This is a genomic window from Cytobacillus sp. T106 (assembly GCF_040492155.1).
Taxonomy (GTDB): Bacteria; Bacillota; Bacilli; order Bacillales; family Cytobacillaceae; genus Bacillus_AB; species Bacillus_AB infantis.
The window spans coordinates 63,728-79,266 of record NZ_JBEUMK010000008.1 but is presented as its reverse complement, the minus strand read 5'-3'; the positions used below and the strand labels follow the sequence as shown (position 1 = coordinate 79,266).

15 protein-coding genes are annotated in these 15,539 nt (G+C 47.4%); 2 read left to right on the top strand and 13 right to left on the bottom strand.

Annotated elements, in window-relative coordinates; translation table 11 throughout:
• Positions 1 to 45 precede the first annotated feature (45 nt).
• Entirely contained in the window at positions 46 to 225 is a 180-nt protein-coding gene (locus ABU165_RS15240) for a YjzC family protein (protein WP_009794074.1), read from the bottom strand.
• A 157-nt stretch (positions 226 to 382) separates the two neighbouring features.
• Here ABU165_RS15240 and ABU165_RS15235 point away from each other — a divergent pair, with 157 nt between their 5' ends.
• Positions 383 to 1,192: an undecaprenyl-diphosphate phosphatase gene (locus ABU165_RS15235; protein ID WP_022543603.1), complete on the top strand. Its 810-nt coding sequence runs from the start codon at positions 383 to 385 to the stop codon at positions 1,190 to 1,192.
• A gap of 78 nt (positions 1,193 to 1,270) precedes the next feature.
• On the opposite strand, the gene argF is transcribed toward ABU165_RS15235, so the two are convergent.
• The 12 genes from argF to ABU165_RS15175 form a co-directional block, all read right to left on the bottom strand.
• Positions 1,271 to 2,227 carry an ornithine carbamoyltransferase gene (argF, locus tag ABU165_RS15230; protein WP_318060234.1) on the bottom strand — a complete coding sequence of 319 codons (957 nt, stop codon included), beginning with the start codon at positions 2,225 to 2,227 and terminating at the stop codon, positions 1,271 to 1,273.
• The gene (locus ABU165_RS15225; RefSeq protein ID WP_129611888.1) at positions 2,224 to 5,337 is read right to left on the bottom strand and encodes a carbamoyl-phosphate synthase (glutamine-hydrolyzing) large subunit; all 3,114 of its coding nucleotides are present in this window, start codon (positions 5,335 to 5,337) and stop codon (positions 2,224 to 2,226) included. Before ABU165_RS15225 ends, argF begins: the two co-directional genes overlap by 4 nt.
• Positions 5,330 to 6,409 (bottom strand): carbamoyl phosphate synthase small subunit, encoded by a 1,080-nt coding sequence (locus ABU165_RS15220; protein ID WP_009794070.1) that lies wholly within the window; start codon positions 6,407 to 6,409, stop codon positions 5,330 to 5,332. Before ABU165_RS15220 ends, ABU165_RS15225 begins: the two co-directional genes overlap by 8 nt.
• Positions 6,410 to 6,518: 109 nt before the next feature.
• Positions 6,519 to 7,676, bottom strand: a complete 1,158-nt coding sequence (locus ABU165_RS15215; RefSeq protein WP_318060233.1) for an acetylornithine transaminase — start codon at positions 7,674 to 7,676, stop codon at positions 6,519 to 6,521.
• A complete protein-coding gene (gene argB, locus ABU165_RS15210; protein ID WP_094768251.1) occupies positions 7,673 to 8,443 on the bottom strand; it encodes an acetylglutamate kinase in 771 nt (256 codons plus the stop codon). Before argB ends, ABU165_RS15215 begins: the two co-directional genes overlap by 4 nt.
• 10 nt (positions 8,444 to 8,453) lie before the next feature.
• Complete coding sequence (gene argJ, locus ABU165_RS15205; protein ID WP_276537397.1) at positions 8,454 to 9,686, bottom strand: bifunctional ornithine acetyltransferase/N-acetylglutamate synthase; 1,233 nt, start codon at positions 9,684 to 9,686, stop codon at positions 8,454 to 8,456.
• Positions 9,687 to 9,792: 106 nt separating this feature from the next.
• On the bottom strand, positions 9,793 to 10,824 hold the full coding sequence (argC, locus tag ABU165_RS15200; RefSeq protein WP_101550883.1) for an N-acetyl-gamma-glutamyl-phosphate reductase: 1,032 nt from the start codon (positions 10,822 to 10,824) through the stop codon (positions 9,793 to 9,795).
• 205 nt (positions 10,825 to 11,029) lie between these two features.
• On the bottom strand, positions 11,030 to 11,545 hold the full coding sequence (gene mobB, locus ABU165_RS15195; RefSeq protein ID WP_318060232.1) for a molybdopterin-guanine dinucleotide biosynthesis protein B: 516 nt from the start codon (positions 11,543 to 11,545) through the stop codon (positions 11,030 to 11,032).
• On the bottom strand, positions 11,539 to 12,804 hold the full coding sequence (locus ABU165_RS15190; RefSeq protein WP_101550885.1) for a molybdopterin molybdotransferase MoeA: 1,266 nt from the start codon (positions 12,802 to 12,804) through the stop codon (positions 11,539 to 11,541). The genes mobB and ABU165_RS15190 overlap by 7 nt, the downstream gene beginning before the upstream one ends.
• An 80-nt stretch (positions 12,805 to 12,884) precedes the next feature.
• Complete coding sequence (locus tag ABU165_RS15185; protein ID WP_009794063.1) at positions 12,885 to 13,223, bottom strand: DsrE family protein; 339 nt, start codon at positions 13,221 to 13,223, stop codon at positions 12,885 to 12,887.
• A gap of 1 nt (position 13,224) precedes the next feature.
• Positions 13,225 to 13,533, bottom strand: coding sequence for a metal-sulfur cluster assembly factor (locus tag ABU165_RS15180; RefSeq protein WP_009794062.1), 309 nt, complete (start codon positions 13,531 to 13,533; stop codon positions 13,225 to 13,227).
• Positions 13,534 to 13,603: 70 nt separating this feature from the next.
• Positions 13,604 to 14,398, bottom strand: coding sequence for a prolyl oligopeptidase family serine peptidase (locus tag ABU165_RS15175; protein ID WP_253616551.1), 795 nt, complete (start codon positions 14,396 to 14,398; stop codon positions 13,604 to 13,606).
• A gap of 272 nt (positions 14,399 to 14,670) precedes the next feature.
• On the opposite strand from ABU165_RS15175, the gene ABU165_RS15170 reads away from it, so the two are divergent.
• Positions 14,671 to 15,492, top strand: coding sequence for a Cof-type HAD-IIB family hydrolase (locus ABU165_RS15170; RefSeq protein WP_148950144.1), 822 nt, complete (start codon positions 14,671 to 14,673; stop codon positions 15,490 to 15,492).
• Positions 15,493 to 15,539 lie beyond the last annotated feature (47 nt).

Here is a 15,539-nt window from a genome sequence, read left to right as displayed (position 1 = left end):
TTGGGAACATATGAAAAAAAACGAGGGGAATGATCCCCCCGCTTCTTAAGGCTTTCGCTGGTATGTCCAGATCCGGTTATGATTGGAAGCTTCCGGAAATGTGTCTCCCGCTTTCATTTTCAGCTGCTTCGGGTTATTGACATTGCTCCCGGTTTCACCGATTTCGATATAGATCCCGTTATTGGGAGCCTTCTGGCCCGGACGGAATTGGCGGTTCTGCCCCATCGTGCAACTCCTCCTTATAGTCAAAATCATTATTATTATATCCATCCACAACCGTGTTAAAGGAAGAAACAATTCCCACGCCCTGATATCGCTTTACACGTCCGGCTGGTTATAGTTAAATGAATAAGGATAAAAAAGAAAATTGGAGGATAAACAATTGGATTTTTTCACTTTAGTCAAGTATCTGCTTTTAGGATTATTCCAGGGATTCACTGAGCCTATCCCCATCTCCTCCAGCGGACATTTGGAAATTGCCGAGCACTTTATGGATTTAAAAATAGAAGGCATGAGCTTTGCCCTGCTTGTTAACGCTGCTTCTTTGATTGCGGTTCTCATTATATACAGGGAAGATATCATCAGGCTTGCCAAAAACGGCCTTGTGTACATAACAACAAAGGATAAAAGGGCAGAAGCTGATTTTCGCTTTATCATTTATCTGATCATCGGCACCATTCCTGCCGGCGTAATCGGCATCCTGTTTGAGGATTACATCGATGAGCATCTCGCCAATATTAAAACCGTGGGAATCACCCTGGTAGTAACTGGTCTTGCTTTGTGGCTGATCCGCAATATGAAAGGAAGGAAGAATGATGCAGGGCTCACGGTCAAGGATGCAGTCATTGTCGGCCTTGCTCAGGCAGTTGCACTCATTCCCGGCATCAGCCGGTCCGGGGCGACCATCGTAGCTTCCATGGGCCTTGGCATGAAGCAGGAAACTGCGCTTAGATTTTCTTTCTTGCTGTATATTCCAGTCAGTGCCGGAGGAATGATCCTTGGCCTTAAGGACCTGCTCGGCGACCCAAACTTAGGATCACTGGCCCTCCCCTACGCCATTGCCTTCATCGCTTCTTTGGTGGCATCCTATTTTTCACTGAAGTGGTTCATGAATATCATGGCTAAAGGGAACCTTATTTATTTTGCCATCTACTGCTTCATTGTTGGGCCAATCGTCTATTTTCTATCATAAGTCAAACTGACTGCCCTAAAAAATGATACCTTTGCCACAAAAAAAACCCAGAGTCCGCGGTCTCTGGGTTTTAAGTATTTATAAGAGCTCTGAGAGCAGCGCCTTCTGGGCGTGGAGACGGTTCCCCGCCTGCTGGAATACAGCAGAATGGCTGCCATCGATTATATCTGCAGCAACTTCCTCACCTCTGTGCGCCGGGAGACAATGGAGGAAGGTATAATCTTGTTTTGCAGCTGCTGCAAGCTGGGCATTTACCTGGTAAGACTTGAATATCTCAAGACGCTCGGCATTTTCCTGTTCCTGGCCCATGCTGGTCCAAACATCAGTATAAAGGATGTCAGCACCTGCAGCTGCTTCAATGGCACTATTCACTACTTCAATTTCCGCGCCGGTTTCTTTGCCAAACTGCTTTGCCAGCGCCAGCACCTTTTCCTGGGGTTCATATCCTGGCGGTGCTGCAATTGTCAGATTCATGCCTACCTTGGCTGCTGCAATCATCAGGGAGTGGGCTACATTATTCCCATCACCTGCATAAACAAGCTTTAATCCTTCAAGCCTTCCTTTCACTTCATAGATGGTCAGCAAGTCGGCCAGCGCCTGGCAGGGATGGTAAAGATCCGTCAGCCCGTTGATAACCGGAATATCTGCATGCAGTGCAAGCTCCTCAACTATCCCATGGGAAAAGGTCCTGATCATAATCGCATCAACATACTGGGAAAGAACTTTTGCTGTATCTGCAACGGTTTCCCCTCGCCCAATCTGCAGATCATTGCTGTTCAGATAAAGGGCACTCCCTCCGAGCTGGATCATACCAGCCTCAAAAGACACCCTCGTTCTTGTTGATGGCTTTTCAAAAATCATTCCCAATATCTTTCCATTCAAAGACTTGGAATCCTTGCCCAGCAGGGAGGCATTCTTCATCTTCCTGGCCTTCTGGACAAGACCCAGAATTGTATTTTTAGAGAAATCAGCCAGGGTCAAGAAATCCTTCCCCTGGATATCGAGGCTTTTATCAGCTGCTTGTGCGGTTATCATACATGTGTCACATCCTTAATGATTTGATTATGCCATTCCTGAAGAGGGCATACTTCCCATTCTTTGACCTGGAGAGATTCCAGGAAGGCATTGAGCGTTTCCGGCTGTGTAAAGACAGGGAGGCGGTTCTTGACAGCAAATTCTCTCAGCACAAAATCTTCCTGTGCTTCTCCCCTGCTGAAGACAGCAAGGATGTTTGCATCCATATCCCGGTCTCCACCTGCCGTCTGAAGAGTTATTCCTAAAAGGTCCAATGTCTCTTCAAGACCTTCCATACGATCTGTTTCGCCTCTTCCCGTCATGATGACAGCTGCTGCTGCAGGCTTTATTTCTTTATGAAATGCTTTTTTCACAGCTTCATTCAATGAAGTGGCCAAAGCAATTCCTTCTCCTGTCGACCTCATTTCCGGTGATGTTTTTGGATCAAGCCCTTTAAGGGCATAATTTGAAAATACCGGATATTTCACACAGACAAACGGCAGATTATCGTACACCGGCCCTTCTGATTCGGGCAGTTTATATTTCCCAAGCAATATTTTTGTCGCAATTTGTACAAGAGGGACATTTGCCACCTTGCTGACAACCGGCACAGTCCTGCTAGCCCTCGGGTTTACTTCAAGCAGGTATACTTCCTCTCCGTCAACAATATACTGGATGTTCATCAAACCTTTATAGGCCAGATCCTTAACAATTTTTTTCCCATACTCGAACATTTTTTTCTTAGCTGTCCCGGAAACGGACTGTGCCGGCAGTACGGAGAGGCTGTCCCCGGAATGGACCCCTGTTTTTTCGATATGTTCCATGATGACCGGGACAAGGATGTTGTCTCCATCAGCTGCAAGATCCAGCTCTGCTTCAGCAGCATGCAAAAATTGATCACAAAGCACAGGGTAGGTGATTTCCTGCTTTTCCAAGAAGCTCGACAGCTCGCTGCTGCTCCTGATTATGTGCATTCCTTTTCCGCCGATGACAAAAGAAGGCCTGATCAGGACTGGGTAGCCGATTCTTTCTGCTGCTTCTCTCAGCTCTGTGTCCCCTGCAGCAGTCTCTCCCTTGATCCTCGGAATCTCCAGCCTATCGAGGAGGCGGTAGAAAAGGTCGCGGTCTTCGAGGTCATCAATGACTGCCGAACGCGTCCCAAGCAGGTTGAGCCCTGCCTTTTCCAGCTTATCGGCCAGGTTAAGCGCAGTCTGTCCCCCCAGCTGGACGATGACATCTTTAATGCCTTCTGAATCGGCAACATTAAGGACTGCCTCCGGTGTCAGCGGTTCAAAATAAAGGCGGTCGGCTGTTGCAAAGTCTGTGCTGACCGTTTCAGGGTTATTATTGATCATCACTGTTTCAATGCCTTCTGCCTTCAGGGCAAATACCCCGTGTACAGAGCAATAATCGAACTCGATTCCCTGCCCGATGCGGATAGGTCCGCTTCCGATGATCAGCACCTTTTTGTTTTCGCTTGGCAGCTGCTCGTTTTCCCCATAATAGCTTGAATAATAATAATTGGACTGTGCTTCAAATTCAGCTGCACAGGTATCCACCATTTTGTATGAAGGCAGTATTCCCAATTGCTTTCTCTTCTTCCTGACTGACAGAGCATCTTCCTTCCATATGGATGCAAGATACTCATCGCTGAATCCTTTTTCCTTGAACACCTGCATCTGTTCTTTACAAACCGTTTCAAGAGAACAGGATGCAATTTCCTTTTCAAGGCTGGCAAGGCCGGCAAAGCATTGAAGATAAAAGAGATCGATTTTTGTAAGCTCATGGATGGAATGGATATGATGCCCTCTGCGCAGGAGCTCCATTACGATAAAGAACCTTTCATCAGTCTGGCCCTTCATCCTGGTGATGAGGCTATCATCTGTCAAGCCGCCCAGCCCGTAGTTTTTCAAATCCAGATTGCCGCCTTCAAGCGACTGTACTGCTTTTAGCAGCGCCCTTTCGATATTGCGGTCAATCCCCATCACTTCCCCCGTTGCCTTCATTTGAGTGCCAAGCCTGCGGTCCGCTTCTGAGAACTTATCGAATGGCCATCTCGGGAATTTTACGACCACATAATCAAGGGCTGGTTCAAAGCTTGCATACGTATCGCCAGTAACCGGGTTGAGCAGCTCGGACAGGCTGTACCCGACAGCCAGTTTGGCAGCCATCCTTGCAATTGGGTATCCTGTCGCTTTTGAAGCAAGCGCAGACGATCTGCTGACCCTCGGGTTCACTTCTATCAAATAATATTTCTTGCTTTCGGGATCCAGGGCAAATTGAATATTGCATCCTCCGATGATTCCGAGTGCGGAGATGATCTTGATAGACGCAGAGCGCAGCATCTGATATTCTTCATCAGTCAGCGTCTGGGAAGGTGCGATAACAATCGAATCCCCGGTATGGACGCCTACTGGGTCGATGTTTTCCATATTGCAGATAGTGATGCATGTATTATCTTTGTCGCGCATCACTTCATACTCAATCTCTTTATAGCCTGCAATGCTTTTTTCCACAAGGCATTGGGAAATCGGGCTTTCGAGGAGCCCTCCCTCGACGAGAAGCATGAATTCTTCCATCGAATGTGCGATCCCGCCGCCTGAACCGCCGAGCGTATAGGCAGGGCGGACAATAATCGGGAAGCCAGAAGCTTCGGCAAACCGCTTTGCTTCCTTTGCTTCCCTGACAATTTCACTGTCCGGTACAGGTTCATCCAGTTCTTTCATCAGCTGACGGAATTCCTCCCTGTCCTCGCCCTTTTTTATGCTGGCAATCGGGCTGCCGAGCATTTTGACTTTATATTTTTCCAGCACTCCTGTTTCGCTCAGTGCCATTGCCAGATTCAGGCCTGTCTGGCCCCCCAGCGAAGCCAGCAGGCCATCCGGGCGTTCTTTCATGATAATTTTTTCAAGTGAATCAACGGTGAGCGGCTCAAAATAAATCGTGTCCGCATAACTGTGGTCTGTCATGATTGTCGCAGGGTTATTATTGACGAGTATGACTTTATAGCCTTCCTCTTTCAGTGCCATGCAGGCCTGTGTCCCTGCATAGTCAAACTCTGCGGCCTGGCCGATGACAATCGGGCCAGATCCTATTACTAGTATTGAAGTGATCGTCTGGTCTTTAGGCATAAGCTGTAACTCTCCCATGTGCTGCATTGATTATTTCAATAAACTCATCAAATATATATTCTGCATCCTGCGGCCCGGGATGGGCTTCCGGATGGAATTGGACTGTACTGAGCGGAAGTGATTGATGAACAAGACCTTCAACTGACCGGTCATGGAGATTATGAAATCTTGTCTTCAAGCCGGTTCCCTTCAGGCTTTTCTCATCCACAACATAACTATGGTTCTGGGATGACATCATGACTCTTCCTGTGCGGGAATCCGCTATTGGATGGTTGGCCCCCCGATGGCCAAATGCCAGCTTCTTAGTGTCTGCACCAAGTGCCAAAGCTGCAAGCTGATGGCCCAGGCAGATTCCCAGGACTGGAAAGCTGAATATCAGCTTCTTGATTTCAGGCAGCATATCTTTCAGCTGCTTTGGATCACCAGGTCCATTTGAAAGCAGGATTGCATCCGGCTGCAGACCATTGATTTCCTCAAAGCTGGTGTTAAAAGGCACGGTTGTGATGCGGCATCCGCGTTTAAGCAGTGATTCAGCAATCGATTTCTTATTTCCATAATCGATCAGGACGATATGGATGCTTCCGGCACCGGCAGGAGTATGCACGGTTTGCGAGACAGCTCTTACTTTTAAGGAGCTTTTTTCATGTGAACAGCAGGTTTTTTCTTTTTGAAGCGACATAACAGCCGGCATTGTGCCTGCATTTCTGATTTTTTTTACGACTGCTCTTGTATCGATATGTCCCAGGAGCGGTATTCCCCATTTCTTCAAATACGCTTTAAGGCTGTATTTAGACTGGTAATGATGCGCACCTTCCGGGGTTCCATAGATAATGACCCCTGCAGCATGCGGCTTTCTGCTCTCAAAATCTGTTTCATTTACTCCGTAGTTTCCTATTTGCGGATAGGTGAACACAATAATCTGGTCTTTGTAGGACGGGTCCGTCAAAACCTCCTGATAGCCGGTCATGCCGGTGAAAAAGACAATTTCCCCCTCTGTATGCTCCGGCGGGGACTCAGAAATCCACTCACCTTCATATGTTTCTCCGCTGTTTAAATGTAAGTAGCCCTTCATTGTGCAAACACCTCTGCTAACGCATAAATATTATTTTTTATTAATTTTTATACATAACCTTTCAAAATAAAACAGCTTTTTCAGCTGTATGATATATTTCTTGCTTCTCTTATGAATGGACTGATGCAGTAGTCCGCAGTGTATCTGCAATAATGCCTGCAGCTTGCTCTATCTGTTCCAATGTGCATGTTAAAGGAGGAAGAAGCCTGATGACATGTGTTCCAGCCGGTAGGGCGATCAGACCTTTTTCTCTCAGCATCTGAAGAACAGGCTGAGCTTCATCCAAGAGTTCGATCCCTGCCATCATTCCGAGGATGCGGATATCCTTCACTCCCGGAATATCTGAGAGCGTCTCCTGCAAAACATTCTTGAAGCTGCCGCTCAGTTCTTTGAGGCTTGACTTGAATCCTTCATCCATGACGGCCTCCAGAGTCGCCGAAGCTGCAGCTATCGCTATCGGGTTCCCGCCGAAAGTAGATCCGTGGCTCCCCGGGCCAAATGCCTCTGCCAGATGTTCTTTTCCAAGCATAGCGCCTATCGGCAATCCGCTGCCCAGCCCTTTTGCCGATGTTATCATATCCGGCTGAATATCAAAGTGCATATACGCAAATGGCTTAGCCGTCCTGCCAATCCCTGTCTGGATCTCATCGATGATCAGGAGGATGCCCTTTTCTTTGCAAAATGCAGCAAGCTCCCTTACAAACGCTTTATCTGCAATATGGATGCCGCCCTCTCCCTGCACCATTTCGAGCATGACTGCCGCTGTTTCTTCATCTGCTGATTTTTTCACTGCATCTATATCATTGAAAGGAACATACACAAATGTTTCAAGCATCGGCCCATAGCCGTGTTTGATCTTCTCCTGGCCAGTAGCTGACATGGCCGCAAATGTCCTGCCATGGAAGGAGTTGAGAAAGGTAATGATTTTCGTTTTCCCGGTTGCCTTCCGGGCCAGTTTGATGGCCGCTTCATTTGCCTCGGCCCCGCTGTTGGCAAAATACGCCCTGTCCATCCCGGCATATTCACATAAAAGTGAGGCTGCTTTCTCCTGGCCTGATTGTTCAAAAAGATTGGAAACATGCCAGAAGTTTCCCAGCTGTTCCTTGACAGCTGCTTCTACCGCCAGTGGACGATGCCCAAGATTGCAGACGCCGATACCTGACGTGAAATCGAGATATTCTTTTCCGGCCTTGTCGATGATGGTGCATCCGCTTGCTTCTGTTGGTTCGATATCCCAGCGCTGGTATACAGGAAAAAGATTGCTCATGCCATTGTCCTCTCTTTGCAATTAATTTGTGTTCCGCCCCATGCACCGCCTGTATAAAACGGCTTTACTCCTGAAATGATCCGGACGCTTTTCACTCCCTGCCGGATAGCAGCCAGGGCCGATTCCACCTTCGGGATCATCCCGCCTGAGATGGTTCCATCCTGTATATATGCTGAAGCCTTTTCATCATCCAGCCTATCTATTAAAGCCCCTTCTGCCTTGATGCCTTCTACATCAGTCACAAACAGGCATTGCTCTGCATTCAGGGCCAGAGCCACGGCAGCCGCTGCGTAATCTGCATTGACATTGAGCTTCTGGCCTTCCTTTGTTTTAGCTAATGGTGTGAGAACTGGAAGATACCCGTTTTGCAGGAGAAGCTGCAGCACTTCAGCCGAAACATGATCAATCCTGCCGACAAAGCCCAGGTTTTCCTTATCAACATATTCTGCTTGGAGGATACCGTCCGGACCATTCATTCCAAGAGCATTGAACCCATTCTGCTGAAGCAGATCGGCCAATTTCCTGTTGGATTGGCCGGCAAGGACCATTTCAGCTGTTTCAAGGGTTCTTTCATCCGTTTTTCTCAGCCCCTGTACAAATTGGGACTCTATTCCTTTAAGCCTCAGCATATCATTGATCTCAGGACCGCCTCCATGAACAAAGATCATCTGATAACCCTGGATATTCAGATTCTTAAGGCTGTCAAAAAAATCGCTTGTCAGCTTTTCTAAGATACTGCCTCCGCATTTAATGACAATTAGACTCATTCGTGCCCCCTTAAGTGCGATAGCTCGCATTGATTTTGACGTAGTCATAGGATAAATCACAGCCCCATGCTTTTCCCCGGCCTTTTCCATTATGCAGGTCGACCGAAATCTTTATATTTTCCTTCTGGAGATAGGCATTTGCCTCTTCTTCCGAAAATGCTTGCGGTTCACTGTTTTTCAGCATGCATATCGGACCAATCCAGATATCCACATTTTCAGGATCCAGGCTGATATTGCTCTGTCCGAGGGCGCCGATGATTCTGCCCCAGTTTGCATCTGCTCCATATACAGCAGTCTTAACAAGATTAGATCCTACGATCTGCTTTGCTGCTGCGGCCCCCTCCTGATCGGAAACAGCACCGGCAACTTCTGCCTCAATCAGCTTCGTCGCCCCTTCACCGTCCTTTGCGATCTGCTTTGCCAGATTCTCACAGCAGGACCCGAGGAGGCCAAGGAATACATTCCATTCAGGGTGCTCCGGAGACAGAGGCTGATTCCCGGCAAGTCCGTTGGCCATAACCAGGACCATATCATTTGTAGAGGTATCACCATCAACCGTAATCTGGTTGAAGGTACTGTTTGTGACTTCCTTTAATGCTTTCTGCAGGACTGATTGAGAGATGCAGGCATCGGTTGTAACAAAACCAAGCATTGTAGCCATATTAGGATGAATCATGCCTGAGCCTTTGGCTGCTCCGCCCATCCGGATCGGAACACCGTCAATGTCTGCTTCATAAGCACAGCTTTTCATGACTGTATCGGTCGTTAATATGGCAGTCTGGAAGTCTTCTGCACTTTCTGCTCCATTTTTTGGCTCAAGCGCCGCTATTCCCGCCTGGATTTTCTCCATTTGCAAATACTCGCCTATCACACCAGTGGAAGCAACCGCTACCGAACATTCCTCAAGGCCGAATTTCCCGGCTGCCAGCTTCCTCATCTCAAGCGCATCCTTATATCCCTGCTGCCCTGTACAGGCATTTGCACAGGCACTGTTCACGATCACCGCCTGCAGCACTCCTCCGGCGGCCAGGCTTTCCTGGGTTACCTTCAAAGGGGCTGCCTGGAAAAGGCTTGTTGTATAAACAGCCGCACTGTTTGCCGGGACTGTGCTGATAATGGCACCAACATCCTTTTTACTGTACCTTAGCCCTGCGTGTACACCTGCAGATTTATACCCCTTTGGGCTGATAATGCTGCCATCCGGAATCTCCCTCACAGCACTTTCTTGTGACAATGCTTGCATGATTTGCCTCCTAAGAATTTTCTTTTAAAAAATACTATGCATTTGGCACCAGTAATTGAACAGTCCATAATGCTATAATCGACCAGTTCTTAACGGACGTTTGCCATCACGGAAATACTGGTATGAATTCAAGCCCCGCATTTTCCGGAAATCCGAACATCAGATTGGCATTCTGGACAGCCTGGCCGGCAGCCCCTTTCATCAGGTTATCAATGACTGCTACTATGGTAAGCCTTCCTGTCCGCTTATCTGCGCTAAGTCCGATATCACAATAATTGCTGCCTGTGACCTCCTTGGTGGCAGGGTAATTTCCCTGCTGCCTTACCCTTATAAATGGCGCAGCTTCATAAGCTTCCCGGTATGCGCTTGCTGCTTCTTCTGCTGTAATGCCTTCCTCCAGTTCACCATACATGGTTGCCATGATTCCACGTACGGCAGGAATCAAGTGTGTGCTGAAAGTGATTGGGGAAGTATCTTTATTCCACAGCTTGAGCTGCTGTTCAATTTCAGGTGTATGCTGATGCTCATTCACTTTGTAGATCTTGAAGTTTTCGCTCATTTCCGCAAACATGGTCCCTTTTGAAGGAGAACGGCCGGCACCCGATATCCCTGATTTTGCATCGATGATAATTCCCTGCGGCTTTATAAGCCCCCCTAAGAGTGCTGGAGCAAGGCCCAGCAAAGCTGCTGTTGGATAGCATCCGGGATTGGCTATGATATCCGCCCCCTCGATCTTTTCTCTATTCCACTCGCTCAGACCGTATACAGATTCTTCAATCACCGAAACGTCCGGTGGATCTTTCTTGTACCAGGATTTGTACTGATCCCCCGGCAGCCTTAAATCCCCGGACAGATCGATGACTTTAATATCCTTTCCTGCAAACTGGCCGGCAAGCTGGCCAGATGCACCTGAAGGAGCTGCCAGAAAGACCACGTCAGATTGCTCTGAAATCTTCTCTATATCAATTCCCTCTAAAGTTTGCCTGTTTATCTCAAGCAGATGCGGATATTCATTGGAAACAGGTGCTTCCCCCCTGGTAGAGTGTATGGATTGAATCCGGAAATAAGGATGGTGCTGTAAAATGCGGAGAAGCTCTGCCCCGCCGTATCCTGTTGTACCGATAATGGATGCCTTCATGGGCTCCCTCCCTCACCTTTGTATATTTAATCAAATATATTTATAAATATGTATAATGTTTCTCTTATTATAGAAATTTAGCAAAACAAAATCAACCATAAATATGTTAATTTTTAATTAAATATTCAAAATCATGAATGAAAATTCATATCATGCCTGATTCAAATAAAAAAAAGCCGCCCCGAAGGGTGGCTGTTCAACAAATCTATTGAGAAAGACTGATAACATAAGCAGCCAATTTATCTGCTGCTTCCGAAGATGACCAGACAAGATTCTTCCCGAAATAGGGATGCATATCTTCAGGCAAAAGGGGAGTTACGGCAGCATGGATATTGTCAAGACGGGACAAGTCTTCCGCCTCTTCCAGGTTCCGGACAATTACAGCTTTCGGATAGCACTCCTTTTTATATCCTTCGATAAGGATGATGTCAGGCCCGAAAGCAGACATCAGCTGAATAAGCCGCTCCAGGGGCCATTCCAGCCTGTCAGCCTGGATCAGGATGCTGCCCTCCCCTTCCGCGAGGCTGGCCAGCGCACCAGCTCTCATATGCAAAGAGGTATCTTTATCCTCAAGAACATCCGGTTTCCCCCCATGTCCATGATGCTTGATCGTCACGGCTGCAAACCCTCTCTTTTGCAGCTCTCTTATTACTGCCTGGACAAGCGTTGTCTTCCCGCTGTTCTTGAAACCCACAATCTGAAAAACAACGGGCTTTACCATGGCTGGCTGCTTCCCTGGTCATCCTCGAGCAGCAGCACATGTACTTCATCGCCCCTTTGGTATCCCCTTGTACCGCCGGGAAGCACCATAAGAGCATCTGCCCCCGCCAGGCTCATGACAATATTCGATTTATCCACGCCGCTTGGCACTGAGATGAGCCGGCCATTCTCGTATTCAAGCCGGCTCCGCACAAACCGTGTAAATGGATTCGGTTTTGGGAAGTCTTCCCCAAGAGCAGCCTGCACCATCCGTAAATGAATTTTATCCGTATACAGCATTCCCCGGATCACCGGCCTTACGAACAGCTCGAAACCCACATAGCAGGCAGATGGATTGCCTGACAGCCCAAATAACAGCTTTCCGCCAAGGCGGGCTACAGTTGTGACACTTCCAGGGCGCATGGCCACCTTGTTAAAAAGCACTTCAGCGCCAAGCTTTTGGTATATAGCAGGCAGATAATCATAATCCCCTACCGACACACCGCCTGTAGTGACCAGGATATCGGTTTTTTCAAGCGCTGCCTCTATGGCTGTAAAGCACGTATCAAAATCGTCCGGAAGCTTCCCATAATACTCGCAGGCGGCGCCCGAGCGCTCAATCTGCGCCATCACCATATGGGAATTGCTATTTCTGATTCGGCCCGGTTCAAGCGCCTCATCCACATCAAGCAGCTCAGTGCCTGTTGCAAACAGCCCGATAGCAGGCTTTTTGGCGACAGGCACTTTGCTGCAGCCGAAGGTGGCCAGCATGGCGATCACACCCGGATTGATTTTTTTTCCTTTTCTGAGCAGGATGTCTCCTTCTTTCGCATCCTCCCCCTGAAAAGAAACATTATCTCCTGATTTAAAGGACCTTTTTATGCTCATAAAATTCTTTCCGTCCCGCTCCTCTGTCCTGGCAAGCTCCAGCATAACCACTGCATCACATTCTGCGGGCATTTGAGCACCTGTCATGATTCTCGCAGCCTGGTATGCTCCCACTTGCACCTTTGCCACATAGCCAGCCCCAATATGGTCCACAACCTCAAATTCCACGGGGCTGTCAGCTGAGGCACCTGCTGTATCAGCTGCCCTGACGGCAAATCCATCATACGGGGAACGGTCAAAATGAGGCACATCATTCGCTGCCTTTAAATCTTCCGCAAGATAACGGCCATAGCTTTGATTGATTGGGACCCATTCAGTTTCCCCGGAAAAATCCATCTGCAGGATTTTATCAATAGCTTCCCTTACAGGGATAGGCTTTCTCCTTTCGACCATGCCTTTTCCACTCCTTATGTATTCATTTTTGAAAGTGCTAAAAAACAGCAGGATATCCTGCTGTTTTCTCCGCTGTCTATTTAAGAAATTGTCAGAACTTCATGACTGGCGGCAAGCTCGACAAAATGGGCCATGCCGCTGATTTTCCCGGCATACAGCTTGTCCCCGACACCATAGTGATCCACGCATGTCTTGCATGCAAAGATGCCGACTCCTTTTTCCTCCAGCTCTTTTGCATGAACCGAAACAAATGATTCCCCTGTCAGGGCATATACGCCGCTATTCATGAAAAAGATTGCCGCAGGAAGCTCCTTCTGCTGCTTCAATAGGGTAAAAAAGGTTTCAAGCACACCGGAGCCAAGCTCTGCATCTCCTTTGCCCAATTGATCGGAGCTGACCAGTATAACCTTGTTTTTCATATTATTGTACACCCAGGGCTATCTTAGCATAGCGGGACATTTTATCCTTTGTCCATGGCGGGCTCCAGACAATGTTCACTTCTGTATTTTTCACTTCAGGTATATCTGAAAGAGCAGCCTTTACCTGGTCAACAATCGTTCCGGCAAGCGGACAGCCCATGGAAGTGAGCGTCATATCGACTACAGCCGTTCCTTCGTCTTCCATTTTCACATCATATACCAGTCCAAGATTGACTATATCTACACCAAGCTCAGGGTCGACTACAAGCTCAAGGGCCCCCATGATGCTGTCTTTTAATTCCTGATCCATGCTAATCACTCCTTAGCAGTTATTATTAAGCTGATTCTATGATAACAAAAAGCCGCGCTCTTGAAAAAACTTATGACTCCAGGCCGGAAGGTCCATCCCCTAAATACGTTTCAAACCACTCAACCGTTTTGAGCAGCCCTTCTCTTGATACTTTATGCCCGGCGTTTTCGTCTGTCAGAAAGACAAGCTTTTCGGGCATCTCTTCATAGTTTGTTCTAATCGATTCATAAAAATGATAAGTATAGTGATAAGGGACAACCTGGTCTTTCTTTCCGTGCCAAAACAATATCGGCCTCCCTGCAAGTTTTTCAGGCTGCTGGCTGATATCCAGCTCTTTCAGTTTTTGCAGCAGTCCGGCCAGTTCTTCTTCTTTAAAAGGAAGATCAATTCCGTGCTTCTTCAGCTCGTCGATCTGCCAAAGGGCAAACTTCTCATAATAAGGCATGCCCATCAGGCTTACTGCCGTTTTAATCCAGTCATACCGCGTCAGGGCGCCCATGGTAACAATGCCGCCCATCGAGGTTCCGGCAAGTCCTATTTTTCCTTCATCAATCAGGCCCTCTGATGCAAACGCATTTTTAATTACATTCAGCTCTTCTATCTCAGTGAGCACAATTTCCCAGAATTTCACGTTCAGATCATTTCCGGTCAGGCCTGTGCTTCTTTCCCCATGGTAGAGAGCCTCCGGAAGGACAACCCGAAAGCCTTTCTCCGCGAGCAGATAGGCATAATGGAGATTATGCTCTTTCGCACTTGTAAAACCATGTACAAATACAATGAATGGCAGTTTTTCACCGAACTTCTCTTTGTCTGCGAGATGCAGCACAGGAATGCCTTCCACTTTTCTATTTTCAATAATAATCATGGTGTTCCTCCCGCGTTCACATAAAAAAGATCATTTTTTCTTTAAAAATGCGATTTTTTTTACAAAATAAATATTAAATTGGTACGATAGTGGTAAATACACATACAGGAATCGGCTGGGCATGGCAGACCCCCGGACTTCCCGGAAAAAACAGCTTCCCCGGAATTTCCTTATGTAAATTCTTTCTATATCTTTAGTGTAGCATGCTGACATTTATTTGCCTAAAGCTTTACACTGAGATTATCCTAATACAGAAATGAGAAGGAGACTTTATGGCAGAAAAACATTTAATTGCATTGGACTTAGATGGAACCTTATTAAAAGACGATAAAACCATTTCCGCAAAAACAAAGCATGTGATCCAAAAAGCCCGGGAGGCAGGGCATGTTGTCATGATTGCAACCGGGAGGCCTTTCAGATCAAGCCAGATGTATTATCATGAAATGGGGCTGGATACTCCTATTGTTAACTTTAACGGCGCCTTTATCCACCACCCTAAGGACAGGAACTGGGGGGTATACCATACCCCAATGGATATAAAAGTGGCAAAGGAAATTGTCGAAGCCTGCAGCGGCTTTTCATTTCACAATATCATTGCAGAAGTGATTGATGAGGTATACTTCCACTACCATGATGAGAAACTGCTCGACGTTTTTGGCATGGGAGACCCTGAAATAACCACGGGAGATTTAAGGAGATTCCTCACAGATTCACCGACCAGTATGCTGATCCATACCGATGAGGAACAAGTCAAAACCATCCGGAGCCATTTATCAGAGGTCCATGCCGAGGTTATTGATCACAGGCGGTGGGCTGCTCCATGGCATGTCATCGAGATCGTAAAATCCGGTTTGAACAAAGCCGTCGGGCTGAAGAAGGCCTCCGACTACTTCCAGATCCCGCCTGAAAGAATCATTGCATTCGGGGACGAAGATAATGACCTGGAGATGCTTGAATATGCCGGACGCGGAATTGCCATGGGCAATGCAATCGATGTGGTGAAAAATGTCGCAAATGAAATGACGCTGACCAATGAGCAGGATGGAATCGGCGTGTATCTCAATGATCTGCTGGGCCTGAACGCCTTAAAATAATTTAACATGGGCCCTGCCGCTGACCGGCAGGGCTTTTCCTCTTGTTC